Source organism: Parvibaculum sp. (assembly GCF_030694575.1).
GTDB lineage: Bacteria > Pseudomonadota > Alphaproteobacteria > Parvibaculales > Parvibaculaceae > Parvibaculum.
In genome coordinates this window covers 1-16,314 of the sequence record NZ_JAUYUS010000016.1, presented here as the reverse complement: position 1 = coordinate 16,314, position 16,314 = coordinate 1, and the positions used below count along the sequence as shown (strand labels likewise).

The following is a 16,314-nucleotide window of genomic DNA, read 5'->3' as shown; positions in this document are numbered from 1 at the left end:
AAGTGTTGCGTCACGATTTCCGGCGACGGCAGCTATTCAGCCAAGAAACAAAACCGGAATCGCCTTGATCATCGTCGGCTCGCGTTTCGTCGCGCGGACCTTGTCGACAAACTCGGCAACCGGCATCGCCGTTATCGGCCCCAGAAACCGTTCATCATCATAGCAGGAAAGGAACGCCGCGCGCGCGTCACCCTCGGAATCGAAGCAGATCATCGCCTTGTCTTCGTCGTACTCAGCCCAATTTCCGTATTGGCGCTGGTGAACGACGTAAACCATAGGTGCGGCCAGGTTGGGGCCGAGATAGACGTCGACCTGGTCTCCATCGACGCCCATCGAGCCGTTCACGTAGCCGTATGGGAACAGGATTCTGGTCTCCCAGGTCTCGCCCCTCCGGTTTGTCCCGCGGCGCATCGAGCCGGCCTCATTCTCGATTGAAATCGTGAGACCGTTCCACTTCACTTTGCGCTTGGCGTAGTTCCCAGCCTCCGCTTGAGCGGCAGTCGGCTCGCCCGGCGACGGGAGAACAGACATGAGAATCTGCTTAACCATCAACATCTCCCACCACGCTTCGGCCAAGAACCTCGTCCATCCATGCCGAGAACTTCGGATCGGCGCGCCGCGTCGGTTCAGAGATCAGCACCCAGCTCCCCCTACAGTTCGGGTGCATGACGCCTGCGGCTATCCACCAGCGCTCGCGGGGCTCGCGCTCGACAAGGCCGCCGGCAACGCGCTTCATCGGCGACGCCGAGCGGCCGATATTCGTCTTTCCGGCCCAAATCTGCGTCTCCCCGTCAAGCTTAGGGGCAGACGGTTCGACGATGGTCACTACCCGACCGTCGATCAACCGGCAGAACCCGCAAGCGCCACGATATTTCTCAACGCGTTTTACGCGGCTTCCCGCGGACAGACTTGAGATCATCCCTTGATTCAGGTTCTCGCCGGCTTCCGTTACCGCAATCCGGCGCCAGTCCCGGTTCGACAGTCCAAAGGAATCGAGGAGCTGCGTCTGGAGACTTTCGGCCGTTTTTGTCCGGTCACCGAGCACCTGCGCGCCCTGATAGTCGAGAATCAAATTCCGCATGCGGTGACGAACCGTATCGCTCAGCGCCACCACGTTCTCAACGCAGCGGGCATTGCCGTAATCCAGAAGCGCGCGCTGTGTGACCGTCATATTCCAAGCTGCATCCGCCGCCGCGGCAGAGACCGGGAGCGCCGCAAGCAGGCGATCCGCATCCGGCGCCGAGACATCCCCCATAGCCGCCTGCACCCTGCCCATGAGGTTTGCACGAGTCGCAAGCCATTCTGCCTCAGTGCGCAGGTCAGATGCCGGCAGGTAGCGTTGGGAGAGGTAGTCAACGAGCATCATCCAGTCGTCGACCAGAAATTCGGACGCAGGCAGCGTTTCGAGATACAGCTTCACCAGCCCAAGTTCGGCGGCCGACCACCGTTCCATCGCACCAACCGGGCGCGGAGGACGGGTGGCGCTCGCTTGGTGCATGTCGCCGACAAGCCATTTCGCCATCTCATCGCGCATGCCATCCATGCGCATCAGCCCGCGATGCGTGAATATCTCGATCATGCGCCGAATGAAGGGATTGGGATGCTCTTCCCATATGTCTGGCGGATCCTCGCCGACCGCCTTGTAAATGGCATCGAGGGCCGAATTCGTATGGCCTTCGCAGAGACATGTGAGGTCGAGAATGACTGGCGGCATATTGCCAGTCTGCGGTCACGACGCCGCGACCGTGCTGGCAACAAAAAACCCCGCCAAAGCAGGGTGATGGAAATGGCCGGCTTGCGGGACGATGGCGCCGGTAACCCCTGGAAAGATGCGCGGCTTCGTAAGTTTCGCGGTCTGGTCCCTGCCGTGGCCCTTATTCGGCCGCGACTGCCCGCTTCTCGGCGACCTTCGTGAGGCTCGCCGGCATCCTGACACCCGTCTTGTACCCCTTAGGCCGCTCCTGATAGTCGAAGGCGTCATAGAGGTCGGGCCGCTCGGCGGGAGTTGGGAATTTCTGTGCTTTGGTCATGAACTAGACTTGCTCCCATTCTCGGGTTTTTTCAAGTCAGAAGCGCCGGAATTGTCATCTTTTCCCTTGCCTGTGTCACTTCCGCCACTCTCGGAGATCAGCACCGGAGGCTGGCCTTTGGGCACGTTGTTGTCGTGGAAGCTCCACGCATCGACGTGCTTCCGAACCTCATCAAACGCCTCCTCGTTGCCGGTGTTCCCCAACACCACCTCGACCGGCACATATCGCCCCGTGGCGCCGAGAAAGCGAGAGACAGCGCGCTTCGCCGCCTCCTGCCGCGGCAGGTGCATATAGTGTGCTTCGACCGTGTAGCCGGCGCCCTTGAATTCTTTCACCAGAGCAACCGCCTTGCCAGACGTCTTCATGGTCGCATCGTGAACCAGATTTAGCCCTTGCATGAGCGCAAATTCGGTCATGGCCTCGAACAGGTCTCCAGACTCCTCGTGAACTTGAGCGGCATTCCACCCCTCATATTCAGGCAGCATCGCCTTTATCTCATCCGCATCCAGAACGATGGCTTTCGATGGATCGTAAACCTTCCCCTTCAGAGACGACTTTCCGGAGCCCCCTCGCCCGCCGAGAATAACAAACTTCGGCCGCTCCCCGTCGACCGGCCGGGCAGACTCGATATTCGCCGGCGAAAGGAAATGCTCTACGATCTTGTCGTGGATCTTCGATCGCGCAGCCGTGTAGTTCCCATCCTTTTTGAACATGGAAATAGTCTGCTCGATAGCCGTAAGACGCTGTTGCGCATCCATGATCTTCTGCGTCGTATCGGCCGGAAAGTGAGCCAGTATCTCCTCAGGCGTCACATCAGCCTTATCATGCGCTTTCGCGAAGTCGGCGGCGCTGAATTTGTCAGGCTCCACCGCGTCATGGTCGCCGCGGACTTCAGGCTCGACCTTTGCCTTCTGGCGCTCGCCGCCAGGCCGATGGTCAGTCACCTCTCGCCAGTGAACATTGTGCTCGCGGCCGGCGGCATCGACAACCGTCGCGCCATCTTTGCCGGCGGCAACAACCTTCCCCTCCCCCTTCAGGGAACCCATCTCAAACGAGATACCGTCGCCAGCCTCAATGTTGTGAGTGCCGAAACCAGAACTGGCTCCAGCCTCGGGTGCCGCCTTGTCGCGCACCGCGGGCTGGTCAGGAGACGTCTTTTTCCAGCGTTTTGTCTGGTGGCCGGACTTGTCGGTCACACCCTGAAGGGTCAGCCCGGACTTGTCCTTGATCGCCTTGAACAGGTCATCATCGATGCCAAAGAGCATCAGAATTGGAGAATTCGATTTCCTTACCGGCTCTTCGTGGACCGAGTCGCTGATGAACTTCCGCCGGCCGCCATTCCCCTCGACGACAAGTCCATCCTCCCCATCGGCAAGAACCTTGTACTCTGGACGAACGCGAACCTTGTGCCCCAGCATCCGGTCCCACCGAACCCTGTGCCGGCCGCCATCAGCCGACAGCGTGGCGCCGTGCTTGCCGTGCGCTATCACGCTTCCCCAATGCGGCCCCTTCTTCGGGTGATGGAAGTAAACCTCATCCCCCACCTCGACGTCCGGAATCGACTCTTTGCCGCCTTTTGGCTTTCCCACGCGTCAGACCTCAATGGTGTAGATCGGGAGGCCATACGACTTCCCGAAGTCGGCATCAGAATCTGCGCGCTTGCCGAAGTCCTTCTGCGATGTCACGCCATTGTCCAGTTGCCCTGGGTCATCCCCATCAGCCGCGTCTCCATCACCGCCGCCGGCATCGTCATCGTCAGGCGGCGTGCCAAAGTCTTCATTCTCCGCCTGCAAGGCGGTCTGGCGCTCGGCCGTCCATGCGCCGACCAGCGTGGGATTGAGCGGAGCATCGCCAAGTCCGCCCTCAATCGGGACAAGTCCGATTTCGGCGCGCGCCTCATTCCACGTTGCCGAGAGTTTCCGCTTCTCGAATTGCGTTTTCGCGTCGTCGCCGTCGAGCCCGACGAACCGGAACATGTACTGCGGCGAAAACTCCTGAATGATGAAATCCGAGAACATGTTCTCGTAATACGAGAGAAGCGGCCGGAACCCCTTGTCGTTGGACGAGGTGATTTTTTCCTCAGTGTCGCTCCCGGACAGCGAGGACTTCCCGACCGAAAAACTCTCCATCGAGACCTCTTCGGGAGAGATGCCGTAGATCGCGCAGGCAACGGAGGACAGGAACGTCATCCACTTCCCAAACGCCATTTCGTTGAGCTGGCCGCCAATCTCCTTGAACTCTGCCTTCGACTCGGAATCCTTCGAGACAACAACCGGCAGGTTGAACGCGTTCTGGATGCCCTTCGTCATCGCGGTCCAGTACCGCTTGAAAGCCGCAATATCACTGGCGTCGTAATTGCCGACAAGGCTCAGGATGCCGCGCGGGATCGCGTTCTTGTCGAAGAACGACCCGTTGAACGTCATCGTGTTGAGGAGGTAGGTCACAACCTTGATCAGCATTTCCGTCTCGGAAGTGCCATAGCCGCATGACCGAACGTCGGTTCGAGGATTGCGAACCTCATAGATCAGGTCATCGTATGTATATGCAGTGCGGATGCGGCCCTGAATGACCTGGAGCGCGAAAATCTCATCATCGCCCTGATAGCCTTCCTCAGTGCAGAGCCGGATGGAGCCGCCGTCGACCGCGTAGAAGCCGTCGAGGCCCATCGACCGGTCGCGCTTGAACTCCGTCTCGATCGGCGCCGCGTCGAGCGTCAGGGTGTCGCGCAGCGACTTTGCCATGAAGCCGGAGAAATTGTCGCGCTTCAGACGCTTGCGTTTGCGCGGATTCGTCTCCCATCCGCAATTCAGCATGAAATGCTGAAGGCGGTTGACTGACGCCGTCTGGTCATCGTTCAGTTCGATGTTCTTGTCGACATGACGGATCACGAAGCCCGCGCCGGACTGGTCCATTTGAGGGTGGCAAAAGCGGTTGGCCTGCCGAATGCGGGTCAGGAGGATAGCATTCAGAAGCGGCGTCGCGTCGACCATCGCGCGCATCGAGTCGAAGTTGAGAATGCCCGGCCGGTCCCAATAATAGCCTTGGGCGGAAATCTGATATTCGTCGAGCGTGACAGACTGCATGCCGCGATCACCGCGGCCTTTCGGGGGGAAGGGAACGATATTTCCCTTCGACAGGGCCTTTTGAAACTCCTGTTCCTCGATTTGCTCATTGATGTAGTCGATCACCGGCTGCACCTCAGCCGAGGGCAGCAATGCGTCGGCAAGCGCGCCACGGGTGACTTCGGCCTGCGCGTCATAGCGCTCCTCCGCCGAGGCGGCGGGATTGAGGGCGATAGCGGCGGCGGTTTCAGATTTTTCGGCCATATGCCGAGTGTGTCGTCACGACGATTTGGAGCGGGCCGCGAGAATCGAACTCGCCTACTCAGGGTGGAAACCTGATGCCTAACCGATCGGCCAGACCCGCGTCGGGGCGGCAGGATTTGAACCTGCGACCCATTGCTCCCAAAGCAATTGCGCTACCAGGCTGCGCCACACCCCGAAAATGGTGCCCTGCCTTTCGGCTTTAGAGACGGTTTTCAACGGGCCCTTGCGAGGTGTACCGCCACTACCGCACGCCCGGAGCCAGGCGTCCCATAAAAACTCAGAACGGAATTTCGTCGTCGAGGTCATTCTGTGCGGGTTGGAACTGCTGCCGCTCCTGCTGTTCCTGCCGCTGCCCGCCGCCGTCGCCCAGCTTGTCGAGCATCGTCAAGACCGCGTTGAACCCCTGAAGCACCACCTCAGTCGAGTATTTCTCGACGCCCTGCTGGTCGGTCCACTTGCGGGTCTGAAGCGCTCCTTCGAGATAAACCTGTGAGCCCTTCTTCAGGTACTTCTCGGCGATGCCGGCGAGGCCTTCATTGAAGATCACCACGCGATGCCACTCGGTTTTCTCTTTGCGCTCGCCGGTATTCTTGTCGCGCCACGACTCCGACGTCGCGATACGCAGGTTGACGATCGGCCGGCCATCCTGCGTTCTGCGGACTTCAGGATCCGCACCGAGATGCCCGATAAGGCAGACCTTGTTGAGAGAGCCCATTACGGTGCAGTTCCTTCAGATGTGCGCGACTCGATTTCGTCGCGAGTGAGAACAGAGAGGTCGATGCCGACCGGAATCACCAAGACCTTGCATCCCCGCGGAATCGCTCTGACAAAATACCCTCTGATTGCCTCGGCATCCCCTCTGGTTGGATACGAATTCATCCTCACCACGAGCACATCGCCGGGAGCCATCGCGAGCTTCCCAATGCGATATTCCATCTGTTCAGCGTCATCGGCCATCAGAACACTCTCTCATCACGAATTGGCGGAGGGGGTAGGATTCGAACCCACGGACCTGGATAGGCCTCCGGTTTTCAGGACCGGCGCGTTAAACCGCTCCGCCACCCCTCCAGAGATCAGGACGCCTGCACGGCATCCGAAGTCGGGCCGACCAAGCGCCGAAGGTTCGCAGCGAAGCCACGCGCCTTGTTGATTTCATCGAGCGACGCGGAAGTCTCATCCTGGATTCTGACCGCCTCTTCGGCGAGCGAACTCACGCGCTCACTATGCGCCTTCGCGACGGCGTCCAGATCAGAGATCGTATCGTTGAATGACTCCGCGATGGATGCCACAGACCGCACGCCATACACGAAAGACCGCTTGCCATATACGAGTCGCAGAAAGATAGATTTCTTGAACATGCCGTCCTCTTTTGGTTTGCGCGACTGGCGCGGTTGCCTCATGCCCGTTCGGGCGAATAAATCCGGGCTTTCATACGTGCCCCCGGTGGCGCGCCCGGTGGATTCCGACCATCGGAAGCGCCAGGACCGCCGAGGAAGTTGCCCCGTATCGCCGGGGCGCGGCCGTTACTAGACATTTAGAGGCCGTCTTGAACGACAAAGTCATCCAGCCTTCTCGTGCGCCGTCGCCGGCGAAATCGTGGGGCGCGCTACCGGACTGCGCTACAGGTCGGCGATCGTGCCACCTGGCCGGATTTGAACCGGCGACCTCCCCTTGTGTGGCGCTCTACCAGACTGAGCTACCGCCGAAGCGGGCGGGATTTGAACCCGCGACCGTCCACTATCGAACGCCCCGGAGGGCGAATAGGTTCGCGAGGGCTCTTTATCCCCGCCTTATGGCGACCGGTATTTCCCCAGGCAAACACATCGGACGCTCTTTCGAGCGAATTACTGGCCCCGAGAAACCTGGACGGGGGCTATCCGGAACACCCAATCGTCCGTACCACTCGTTTAAGGCAGCCCGTGTTCCACACGGGCGGGCAACTCAAATTCCTGCCAGGCGCGGCTTGGGCTCATGAAACCCAACCTTATGGCGCCGCCCGGCCTGCACCCTCCTTCGCTCGCGGTGTATTTCAGGCGCGCGGCGGCCACTCCCAATAGAAGTCGCCGTCTTCATAAAATGAGCTGCCCTTCATCGGAACCAAGCCCTTATGGAACGGGTCACCGACGGGCGGGATCACATAGAGGTTCGCGTAGGTCGTATTGCCGTCGGCATCCTCGAAAACCTGCGTCACATGCGCGAGGTACGGCCCAGCACCGACGCCGTTGAACCCGCGACCAGCGCAGTTGTCTTTCATCGCCACGGCTTCGCTGTAGAAATGGACAACACGTCCGACCGACGGTTTGGGGGCTTCCGACATTTCTCATCTCCTATGCCCATGCGGGCGAATTAGTTGGCAGACTATCTCGCCGCCTGCCAGGGCTCCTGCATCGGCGGTCCCGCGGGAACCGCCTCGCCGACGTCGTTGCCCATGCGGGCGAATTTGGTAGCGGGGGCAGGATTCGAACCTGCGACCTCCAGCTTATGAGGCTGGCGAGCTACCAGACTGCTCTACCCCGACATGGAGGCATTTCACCCCTCTTAGGCCGGGTAGGTCCGTGCTCACCCCTACGACTAACCCCCGCAGGCAGGATCCCCATTTTCGGACGGGGACACTCCCAGGACCAGATTAACCGCTGATCCTTCCGGCATCGAGGCTCAGGCCGCGCGATTGCGGTCGAGCAGACCTTTCAGCGCGCGCATCGAACGCGCATGCGAGTGAAGATATTTGTCGTCACGATCATCCGGCTTCCACGCCCTTTTGCGGCGCGCCTCGCCTTCCGTGTAAATCTTCCGCACAACGGCGCGGCGTTCGCGCTCAGTCGTGCAGTGACCTGATTGGCGGTAAAATCTGACGGACGTCGGGCCGGCGGTGCGGCGCTTGATCGCCTTGCGGTTGCCGTCGCCGTCGACACGGATGATATGCGTATCGTTGGATTTGAGACGCGTAGTCGCTCCAAAATACGAGGCAACGCCTCCGAGGGTAAGTGCGGCAGCACCGAGCAAGTTAATCAATCCACGTCTGCGCATTTCGACTCCCGTTCGATCATGAAAAATTCCTGCGGGCCGGATTGGCTACCGGAGATTTTTGATCCGCTTTCACAGACTTTACGTCGGTCCCCCGAACGCTCTCCCGCAGGTACGCACGTCTACTCTCGTCATATCCGGCGGCACTGCGAGGCGACCAACGGATTTCAATTCAATTTGCAGGCGTGGTTACTTGCGCATGGCGCCCTCCCGTTTTCTGCTGTTTCCCAGCCCGCCGCAGCGGGCCTCGTTTTCTTCTCTGTCCACACGATGTTCCGCTCAGAGGGTCACGGTGTCAACGGATTTTTTGTACATCGTACAAGTTTTGTTGCGCCGTTGCGCAACCTCATCACATCACGGCTACCAGCCATTCATGTCGGCGAGGAAAACATGATTCCCGTAGCGCTTGACCTCGGTGTAACGCCGCGGCCATGAAGGCCGACCTATCTTGCGATGATTGTAATAGTGCGTGGCGCGGAACTCCGGCAGATTGTCGAGATCGACGATCGTCGCCGCCGCAATCTCAACGGCCGTGTTCCACGACTTCATGTCTTCAATCGGCCGCTCGGGCTTCAGCGTCCAGGAAAACTGCGCGCGTTCATATACGACGCCGCAATAGCTCGAAGAGAACTCGCCGCTGTACACGCGATTGCGCGTGGTTTGAGCGACAAGCTTCATGCCAGTGGAGCCTTCACCCCGCGCCTCGTGATAGAGGTTCTTCGCCAGGCACATGACTTCGCTTTCCTTCAGGAAATGCGCCGAGTCCGTGTACTGAGGGGCGTAGATCGACATTGCAGCGACGGCCGCCTTGACCGTCTTCATAAGGGCAATGGAAGTGACCATGCTTTTTCTCCTTCTTCGTCCTGCGAAAAGGCTAGCGGATACTCCTTACTGATTTGTACATTGTACAAGTTATGAGACAAAAAAAACACGGTGCCGATGGCGCTATGCCGCGACATGATGCAATTCAGCAACAGCCGGGAATTCGCGGTGCTCACGCCCGTCGAGGAGCGCGCCGGCCCGCTTCTTGCCGACGCGGCGGATACCGGCAAACCCCGCAACATATGGTGACGCGCCCGCTTCGCGAACGGTGCCATCGCGGTCGATCCAATGTGTGGAGGCGAGACCTATTGACCGCCCCCACTCGCCCCATTGCTTAAAGAAAAACGCCACGCCGGCCGCCGCGTGGCTTGTCGGTGAACACCTCGCCGCAGTGGAAGCAGCGCCACTGGCGGTCGACCGGCAGACCTTCGATCATGTAGCGCACCATTTCCTTGGCTTGCTGCGCGTCGAAGAGGTTGGTTCCAACCGGTTCTGATTTGTGCGGATGAGTTGTGCCTTCACCGGTCACCTTCTCGAAGATGATGCCGCCATCAGGGTTGAAGTTCTCCGGCAGCCGCCAGTTGAGAAAACGGTCGACCATGTGCTTGATTTGATCTTCGGTCCCGTTCAAATCTCCGCTTGGTTCGCGACGATCTACCTTGTCCGCTCGCTCATCCGCCGAATGGAGGACGGCGAACGCAGCAGTCAGCGCCGACTCGAGGTCAGCCTGATAGCGCAACCGATGTTCGGTCGCCAAGTTCGATTGGGCGAGAATTTGGCGAAGGACGAGAACGCGTCCGAGTTTTCCACAGATAGAGAAGAAGCGATCTTCCGTCTCCGTTCCCGGGATGCCATCAAGCATTTGCGCCAAGTCGCCGTTTTCAGTCATTTCCCGTCTTCCTTCTCCAGCCTTGCCTTGATCGCTTCCATCTGCCGCTCGTCTTCACCAGCGGCGCCGAACGTCTCGCAATCCTCCCTCAGCCGCCCGAGCCATGATCGGAGAGCGCTCACGTCGCTTTTCATGAGCGGCCCGTCGGCCAAGAGGAGGGATTGCAGGTAGCCCACGGGATCACGCCATCCCGAGCGCGGAGAGGTAGAGTTCCAAGATCGCTTCCGCTTCCTGGCGCTCGGCCTTGTCCTGTTTGCGGATGCGGATTACCTGCCGGAGCGACTTCGTATCGAAGCCGTTGCCCTTCGCTTCCGCGTAGACTTCCTTGATGTCGTTCGCGAGGGCGGACTTCTCTTCTTCCAGCCGCTCGATGCGCTCGACGATGGAGCGGAGCATGTCGGACGCGACCGGGCCGCCGGCGCGGGCGGGATCGGAGCCGGGTTTTTCGTCGACGATAGGTGTCGTTTCGGTCATGTTGCCTCCTTACACCGCGTCGGGACGGTAGTAGCACCCGCCCTTGACGCAGAGTTCTCGAATGAAGAGCGGGATGATGCCGAGGAAAAACCATCCCTCGACAAGCTGACTGGTCGCTCCAGCACCCCGACACCACCTCTTATGAACAATCATTCAGTTCTCCGTCCTGTGCTTGCCTGGCGCGTCTTACGCGCCGTCCGTCTCGCCCTTGTCGCGGTTCAGCGGGTCATGGGTCGGCTCAGCATCGACGTTGTCGCCGTGCGCGTGCCCGCAATCGCAATCACCAGCCGGCGCCGCAGGCTCGGCATGCTCAGCGCAATCGGACGCGTGAGCCACATCGGCGGCGCCGGCGTCGGCTTCATGCTCCAAATCATCGGCCACCATGTTCCAGGACGCCGCGATGCTCGTGAGTTCCGGCTGCAGGTACTCGGAAAGCAGCGCCTGCGAGTCGATCCGGCCGAAATCCATCATGCCCTGGAGATACGGGCCGAGTTCCATGAGGAGAAACGCGTCCTTCTGCGTCAGGCCGAGCGGGCCGGAGTACGCGCCCCACCCGACCACCTTGGCAGTGAACCCGTTGCGCGCGACCAGCTCGGCAAGCACGCGCAGGTGCGTCCAGCCCTCTTTCACAGGCACGACGCCGACGTTCGGCCCACCCTCGCCGATGGCCTCCTTGTACGGAGACGGCGAGTGCAGCCACGACACGATCGGCGCGATCGGGTCGAGAGGATTCAGCTTCGGCTTCACGCCGTTCATTGGTGCCACGTGTTTGTCTTTCCTGTTGATAGCCGCATGGCGGCGTCGATCGAGCCTGTTGCTCATGATGGTCAGTCCCAGAGGTAGATCAGCGCCACTACAAGGACGCCGAGAAGAAGAATCTCAAGGACAGCCTTCCCGAAGAGGATCAGCGGCCAGAGAGCGAGGAAAACGAATGTCCACGCCGCGTATGGGTCGGGAACGCCGTAGAGAACGAGATGCCCGAGCGCACCTATGACGAGATATGCGCCCATCACGTTCAGCAGATTCCAGAGTTTACGCAGCAGCATTGGGCTTCTCCGCCGGTACGAGATGCGCCGGCATTTGCCGGCGGAATTTCCACGAAAGGTCGACCAGGAAGCGCGCCTGAAGCGGCGTCAGTTCCTTGTCTGGGTTACGATTCGCCATATCAGCCATCGCCCCAGCGAAACTCTTGGATTTTGTGCCGGGCGACATCGTGCATTTCGCGAGCGCCACCGCTCTCTCGATTTCTAGCGACGTCATGCGCATCCCCTGCCGACAACGGAAACGCCGTCACGGGTCTCTGAGAAAACCTTGCTGCTACGCCAGCCCTGCGGGCAGAGAAATCCCCAATCGCGGATTTCCGGGCCCGTGATAAACAGGCTCCAAGCCTCAGTCTTTCCGGGGCCGGGCAGGACAATGCGATGAAGGTCGGTCGCGCGGCGGAAAGTCATCGACCATTCCTCGCGCCGCACGGGAATAAGCCGTCCGTGACCGCAAATCCGAAACGAATCCGGGAACTTCGGGACGATGTCGAAATAGTGATTTCGGAATATCCACGACACTGACCACCACGGATGGTCATGAAGCGCCCTGTCATCGTCGTCGCGCATGATGCGATGCACGAAGATGTTGAAAACGCGGTTCTTGGGGACAACGAAGATCCGGTGCATATACGGATCGGACGGGTCGCCGATGATCAGGCCGGGCTCTCTGCCCTTGGCCCATACGATCACCAGATCGGCGATGTCGTCACGAAAATGGATAGCCGCGCCAGCTACGGCCGCGAGCGCGATCAGTGCCACGAGAAGTACGATCATGATAGGAGGTCCAGATGATGGCGGCGCTCATAGACAACATCCGCCTCTAGTGCCAGAATCTTTCCAGTCGCGTATTCGTTGCCGAGTTTCCGCAGGCGGGCGCGATCCTCTTCGGACACTTCAACCCTGTGGCTGGTGAACATTGCACAGGGCGGGCATTCGGTGATGAGTTCAAGGTCAGGATGCCTTGACACCCTCCCAAACCCCATCAATCTCAGAATTGAGCGGATGTAACAGCCCTTGCCCATTCAACATCTCCAGAACACGTCATTTGCGTTCGAAGATGCTGAACTTGTACTGAGTACAAGTCAACTGGCCGGGTGTAATATTTCTGGAACCGGCTATTCCTGTTGCTCGGCAGCAACAAAGAAATGGCATCCCGGATCGGCCGGCGCGACGATCAGGCCTCGCTCGCGACACACCTTGCGCTCGACATCGAACGCCTCGCACTTCCCGCAGACCTCGCCCGCCGGCAGAACTTGGATCATCGCGGCCACGTCATTAGGCAGGCCTGGCATGTTCAAGCCTTCAGCTCGCTCACTCATGGCGTCCGTTATCCCTATGTCAGTGGGCAGAAGGAATGTACCGGTGCCGTGCGCGCGGGCCCAAGCCACGTCGCAGAGCATGTTCGCATAGCTGAAATGCGGGTCGATGCCGACCTTCTTCACCGAGCGACGATATTGGTTCGTCTCATCGTCCTTCTCGGCGACAAGGGCGGTTTTCGTGAAATGGTGGAAGGCGCGCGGCAGCACCGCGACCGCCTGCCGCTGGCCCTTCTCCACAACCTCTTGCACAAGCCCCTGCGGGTCCGGAAACAGGCACAGGGGCTCTTTGGCCGTAAACCTTGCCATCGCCACCTGCATGCACTTGTACTGGTCCATGCGCAGCGTGTACCGGTCGCGCTCATCCTCATCCGTCCGGCGCTCGGAGACGTCCAGCCGCGGCGCGTCGCCCCACTGAATCATCCCCTCGACCATCGAGCCGAAGCTATTGCAGATGAACACTTTTCCCTGATGCCGGACGGCGAAACGCTTGGCATCGTTGTAGTTCGGGTTGATTTCGACCACGCACACCGCCACGCCGAAGGCCCGCATCAACTCACTGCAGCGAAGGAACGGATCCTCGTGGTAAATCTCTTCGACATGGATTACCGCCTGCCGGTTGTCCGGAAGCCGCTCTTTGATCACCACGACGTTGAAATTACCCATTTGGTCGATGCCCATATAGGTATTGCTCGCCCGCGTTTTCCACTGGATGCCGGCCGCTTTGCCAGCCTCTACGCACCGCGCAAGATGCTCCAGCGTCACCGGAACCTGAGACGGGTCGAGATACGGCTTCCCGAGCTTCCGGTTGAAGAAATTCTTCATATCCGTCGCTGAATTGTAGGCGTCGAGGATTTCGCCGGCGGCGATCGTGGGCGAGAGGAACTGCGGAAAGTGAATCGACCGGATGCGCAGCGGCCGCTTCTTCTTCGGGATGCTTACGTCGATCGGCGGATCAGCCTCAGGGTTATCGGCGATCCACTCCCCAATCTGGGTATCCTCGATCACATGCCCGTTCGGGCAGACATACTCATGCATCCGCGTCTCCGCGCTCCAGCGGATGCACTCTGGAAAGTAGTCGTCGAGCGGCTTTGCCTCCCCGCAAGTTGGGCATTTTGTGTGGAACCGATACCGCGAGCCCCGCTTGTACCAGTGGTCAATGTCGGAATCCGGCCAGTTCGCCGTCGACCCCATGAGTGTGAAGCGATAGGTTGACGCCGATAGGCGCTCGACCGTCTTCTCCATTTGGTCGAGCGTCATTTCCTGCACTTCGTCGAAGGACAGGACGTCCATTGGAATGGATTCCGTCGTCGCCCGGCCAGACGTCCACGAGAACACGAACAGCGCCTCATCGATGCGCCGGCGCGTCACGTTGCCCTCGCCAGACTTCCGGCCGGAGCCGTCGGCGGCCTCTTGCGACATCAACTTGTGAACGGACGGGATCGAACGCACGATCGGCATGAAGCGCTCGCTCGACTTCACGCCGGCGAGGTTCATGTCTGGCAGGAACATGCCGACGATGCACGGGCCGAATTTCAGCCCCAGATAGATCGTCGCAAGCATCTCCATGACCGTGAACCCGACCTGGGCGCACTTCATCAACACGAGAATGAAACGGTATGCCTCGTCCTCAGTGCTGGGAATCTGGTCATAGACCCACGCCATCGCCGGCCGGTCATCCAGCGTAAACGGCTTCCCGTCGACCTTCATCCCATCACGGCCGAGCATTTCGCACCACTCGCGGAACGTCATGCCGTCGGGAATTGCCTTTTGCGCAGGCGTCAGGCGGTGCCCGGTTTTCTTCTCAAGGCTGGCGAGCGCTTCAGACAGGCCGGCGCTGTAGTCTGGCTTCCGGCTGGCGCCGCCGCGGCGCGGGAATGCCACCTCACACCACGGCGTTGATGGTCAGGCCGCGCTCATTATTCAGGGCATCCAGCTTTTCCATGATCAGGCGCGCCGTCTCAGGGTCAGCCTGGGAGACCGTGTCGATGATCACGTTGTAGAAATCCGACATCTTGCGGAGATCCCAGATTTCCTGCATCGCCCGCAGCGCCGTCTCCAGCAGCTCGCGCCGCAGGCTGATGGACTTCGCGAAGAACATCGGGTTTTTGATCCGCCGGATGCCGTGCTCATCCATATCGGTCATCGACCACGTCCGGATCATCTCGGCATCGGCGAGGAGTTCCTGAAGGTGCATCATGAAGTCGATGTTGCGCTCAGTCTCCGCCCCGCCAGACGCAATCATCGCGGGCGACGGCGCGGCCGGCACCAGCCGCTTGGCGGCATACTTCGCCTTCTTCACGGCATAGCGAAGGATTTCCTGATCCGGAAGGCCCTGCTTCACCTTCTTCACCAGGCGCCAGAAGTGCCGTTCGTCGATTTCAGGATGCTTGTCCATGACGAGCTTCCACCGCGTCGCGCCGTACTGGCGGTAGTGGGCGCGGATGTCCCCGAGACAAGCGGCTTTCAGTTCTTCTGCGTCATCCATCAAGCACTCAATTCAAGCTGCGTCGGCGCGGCCGGCACCGCAACCGTATGCCGACCGCCCCGCTTCTTCAGATACCGGTCGACCAGCTTCTTCATGTGCGAGTCGTCGCTATGGACGGCCTGCACCCCAAGAGTCGGGTCGACAATGGCGGATGCCTGCGAAGCCTTGAGCCCGAGCACTTCCATAATGGGAGGGTCCGAGCCCTCATCCACCACAAGAAAGATTGCCGTCACGGGTTCCGTTTGCCCATCACGATCTAGCCGGCCAATGCATTGATGGTGAACGCCGGGCGACCAGTCGAGTTCTCCGAAGATCATCGTCGAGCAGTGGAATTGCAGCCCGTCCAGCCCCTCGCCCGAGCGCAGGGACAGGATCAGTATCTTCGACTCCCCGTTCATGAAGGCTTTTTTGTTGGCGTTCTTCCGCGCCGTTGACTCCAACCCCGTGTACATGAGCGGATTCAGATCGGCCAACCGCTCGTTCCAGACGTCGTAAACGTCCCGATGCCAGCCAACCAGCATGATCGACTCCCCGCCCTCGACCACGATCCGCGCGAAATCGGCGACCTGTTTCGCCTTCGCCAACCCGGTGTGATGCCGGGTCAGCATGTCGAGTTCCCGAACCGCCATGCCCCGTTCGGTGAATTCGCCAGTCGTCGCCTTCACCGCCAGCGCATGCGCGAGATCGTCGATCGACCGGATGGAATCCTCGTCATATTCGATTGTGTCGACGATGCGGTTAACGGGCTCGACCTCCTGCCCGCCAGCCCCTAGGCTAAATGTTGATTCGACGGAGCGCCGGCAGTAACCTGTCGGCGTTTCCTGTTTTGAATCGGGGGCTTAGTGTCTGTAGGTGGGTCGAAAGCGGCGGCGAAGGCTCCGAAGAAATCTTCGAGAGTTCAA

23 protein-coding genes and 4 tRNA genes are annotated in these 16,314 nt (G+C 59.9%); all 27 read right to left on the bottom strand.

Annotated features, from left to right (window positions below; translation table 11 throughout):
- Positions 1 to 36: 36 nt before the first annotated feature.
- The 27 genes from Q8S60_RS02745 to Q8S60_RS02620 all read right to left on the bottom strand — a co-directional run bounded on the left by Q8S60_RS02745 (position 37) and on the right by Q8S60_RS02620 (position 16,077).
- The gene (locus Q8S60_RS02745; RefSeq protein WP_305668321.1) at positions 37 to 549 is read right to left on the bottom strand and encodes a hypothetical protein; all 513 of its coding nucleotides are present in this window, start codon (positions 547 to 549) and stop codon (positions 37 to 39) included.
- Complete coding sequence (locus Q8S60_RS02740) at positions 542 to 1,714, bottom strand: hypothetical protein (RefSeq protein WP_305668320.1); 1,173 nt, start codon at positions 1,712 to 1,714, stop codon at positions 542 to 544. The genes Q8S60_RS02745 and Q8S60_RS02740 overlap by 8 nt, the downstream gene beginning before the upstream one ends.
- A 160-nt stretch (positions 1,715 to 1,874) precedes the next feature.
- Positions 1,875 to 2,030: a hypothetical protein gene (locus Q8S60_RS02735; RefSeq protein ID WP_305668319.1), complete on the bottom strand. Its 156-nt coding sequence runs from the start codon at positions 2,028 to 2,030 to the stop codon at positions 1,875 to 1,877.
- Positions 2,027 to 3,619 (bottom strand): zeta toxin family protein, encoded by a 1,593-nt coding sequence (locus Q8S60_RS02730; RefSeq protein WP_305668318.1) that lies wholly within the window; start codon positions 3,617 to 3,619, stop codon positions 2,027 to 2,029. The genes Q8S60_RS02735 and Q8S60_RS02730 overlap by 4 nt, the downstream gene beginning before the upstream one ends.
- A 3-nt stretch (positions 3,620 to 3,622) precedes the next feature.
- Entirely contained in the window at positions 3,623 to 5,356 is a 1,734-nt protein-coding gene (locus Q8S60_RS02725; protein ID WP_305668317.1) for a phage portal protein, read from the bottom strand.
- A 26-nt stretch (positions 5,357 to 5,382) separates the two neighbouring features.
- A tRNA-Gly gene (locus Q8S60_RS02720) sits at positions 5,383 to 5,456 on the bottom strand.
- Between the two features lies 1 nt (position 5,457).
- A tRNA-Pro gene (locus Q8S60_RS02715) sits at positions 5,458 to 5,531 on the bottom strand.
- Between the two features lie 102 nt (positions 5,532 to 5,633).
- Positions 5,634 to 6,071, bottom strand: a complete 438-nt coding sequence (gene ssb, locus Q8S60_RS02710; RefSeq protein ID WP_305668316.1) for a single-stranded DNA-binding protein — start codon at positions 6,069 to 6,071, stop codon at positions 5,634 to 5,636.
- A complete protein-coding gene (locus tag Q8S60_RS02705) occupies positions 6,071 to 6,313 on the bottom strand; it encodes a hypothetical protein (protein ID WP_305668315.1) in 243 nt (80 codons plus the stop codon). The genes ssb and Q8S60_RS02705 overlap by 1 nt, the downstream gene beginning before the upstream one ends.
- 23 nt (positions 6,314 to 6,336) lie before the next feature.
- Positions 6,337 to 6,424: transfer RNA gene (locus Q8S60_RS02700), tRNA-Ser, on the bottom strand.
- A gap of 5 nt (positions 6,425 to 6,429) precedes the next feature.
- On the bottom strand, positions 6,430 to 6,714 hold the full coding sequence (locus Q8S60_RS02695; protein ID WP_305668314.1) for a hypothetical protein: 285 nt from the start codon (positions 6,712 to 6,714) through the stop codon (positions 6,430 to 6,432).
- A gap of 671 nt (positions 6,715 to 7,385) precedes the next feature.
- Positions 7,386 to 7,673 (bottom strand): hypothetical protein, encoded by a 288-nt coding sequence (locus Q8S60_RS02690; RefSeq protein WP_305668313.1) that lies wholly within the window; start codon positions 7,671 to 7,673, stop codon positions 7,386 to 7,388.
- 124 nt (positions 7,674 to 7,797) lie between these two features.
- A tRNA-Met gene (locus tag Q8S60_RS02685) sits at positions 7,798 to 7,874 on the bottom strand.
- Positions 7,875 to 8,011: 137 nt separating this feature from the next.
- The gene (locus Q8S60_RS02680; RefSeq protein ID WP_305668312.1) at positions 8,012 to 8,383 is read right to left on the bottom strand and encodes a hypothetical protein; all 372 of its coding nucleotides are present in this window, start codon (positions 8,381 to 8,383) and stop codon (positions 8,012 to 8,014) included.
- A 357-nt stretch (positions 8,384 to 8,740) separates the two neighbouring features.
- Positions 8,741 to 9,223, bottom strand: coding sequence for a cell wall hydrolase (locus tag Q8S60_RS02675; protein WP_305668311.1), 483 nt, complete (start codon positions 9,221 to 9,223; stop codon positions 8,741 to 8,743).
- Positions 9,224 to 9,325: 102 nt separating this feature from the next.
- Complete coding sequence (locus tag Q8S60_RS18945) at positions 9,326 to 9,553, bottom strand: DUF5131 family protein (protein ID WP_371134294.1); 228 nt, start codon at positions 9,551 to 9,553, stop codon at positions 9,326 to 9,328.
- The gene (locus Q8S60_RS02670) at positions 9,537 to 10,091 is read right to left on the bottom strand and encodes a hypothetical protein (protein WP_305668310.1); all 555 of its coding nucleotides are present in this window, start codon (positions 10,089 to 10,091) and stop codon (positions 9,537 to 9,539) included. The genes Q8S60_RS18945 and Q8S60_RS02670 overlap by 17 nt, the downstream gene beginning before the upstream one ends.
- Complete coding sequence (locus tag Q8S60_RS02665) at positions 10,088 to 10,225, bottom strand: hypothetical protein (protein WP_305668309.1); 138 nt, start codon at positions 10,223 to 10,225, stop codon at positions 10,088 to 10,090. The genes Q8S60_RS02670 and Q8S60_RS02665 overlap by 4 nt, the downstream gene beginning before the upstream one ends.
- 46 nt (positions 10,226 to 10,271) lie before the next feature.
- A complete protein-coding gene (locus tag Q8S60_RS02660; RefSeq protein ID WP_305668365.1) occupies positions 10,272 to 10,487 on the bottom strand; it encodes a DUF2312 domain-containing protein in 216 nt (71 codons plus the stop codon).
- Between the two features lie 264 nt (positions 10,488 to 10,751).
- A complete protein-coding gene (locus tag Q8S60_RS02655) occupies positions 10,752 to 11,387 on the bottom strand; it encodes a hypothetical protein (protein WP_305668308.1) in 636 nt (211 codons plus the stop codon).
- A 5-nt stretch (positions 11,388 to 11,392) separates the two neighbouring features.
- On the bottom strand, positions 11,393 to 11,611 hold the full coding sequence (locus tag Q8S60_RS02650) for a hypothetical protein (protein WP_305668307.1): 219 nt from the start codon (positions 11,609 to 11,611) through the stop codon (positions 11,393 to 11,395).
- Positions 11,598 to 11,825, bottom strand: coding sequence for a hypothetical protein (locus tag Q8S60_RS02645; protein ID WP_305668306.1), 228 nt, complete (start codon positions 11,823 to 11,825; stop codon positions 11,598 to 11,600). Before Q8S60_RS02645 ends, Q8S60_RS02650 begins: the two co-directional genes overlap by 14 nt.
- Positions 11,822 to 12,382, bottom strand: a complete 561-nt coding sequence (locus Q8S60_RS02640) for a hypothetical protein (protein WP_305668305.1) — start codon at positions 12,380 to 12,382, stop codon at positions 11,822 to 11,824. Before Q8S60_RS02640 ends, Q8S60_RS02645 begins: the two co-directional genes overlap by 4 nt.
- Positions 12,379 to 12,630 carry a hypothetical protein gene (locus Q8S60_RS02635; protein ID WP_305668304.1) on the bottom strand — a complete coding sequence of 84 codons (252 nt, stop codon included), beginning with the start codon at positions 12,628 to 12,630 and terminating at the stop codon, positions 12,379 to 12,381. Before Q8S60_RS02635 ends, Q8S60_RS02640 begins: the two co-directional genes overlap by 4 nt.
- Positions 12,631 to 12,723: 93 nt before the next feature.
- Positions 12,724 to 14,808, bottom strand: a complete 2,085-nt coding sequence (locus tag Q8S60_RS02630; RefSeq protein ID WP_305668303.1) for a phage terminase large subunit family protein — start codon at positions 14,806 to 14,808, stop codon at positions 12,724 to 12,726.
- 1 nt (position 14,809) lies between these two features.
- Complete coding sequence (locus Q8S60_RS02625) at positions 14,810 to 15,412, bottom strand: hypothetical protein (protein WP_305668302.1); 603 nt, start codon at positions 15,410 to 15,412, stop codon at positions 14,810 to 14,812.
- A complete protein-coding gene (locus Q8S60_RS02620; RefSeq protein WP_305668301.1) occupies positions 15,412 to 16,077 on the bottom strand; it encodes a C-terminal helicase domain-containing protein in 666 nt (221 codons plus the stop codon). Before Q8S60_RS02620 ends, Q8S60_RS02625 begins: the two co-directional genes overlap by 1 nt.
- Positions 16,078 to 16,314: the final 237 nt, after the last annotated feature.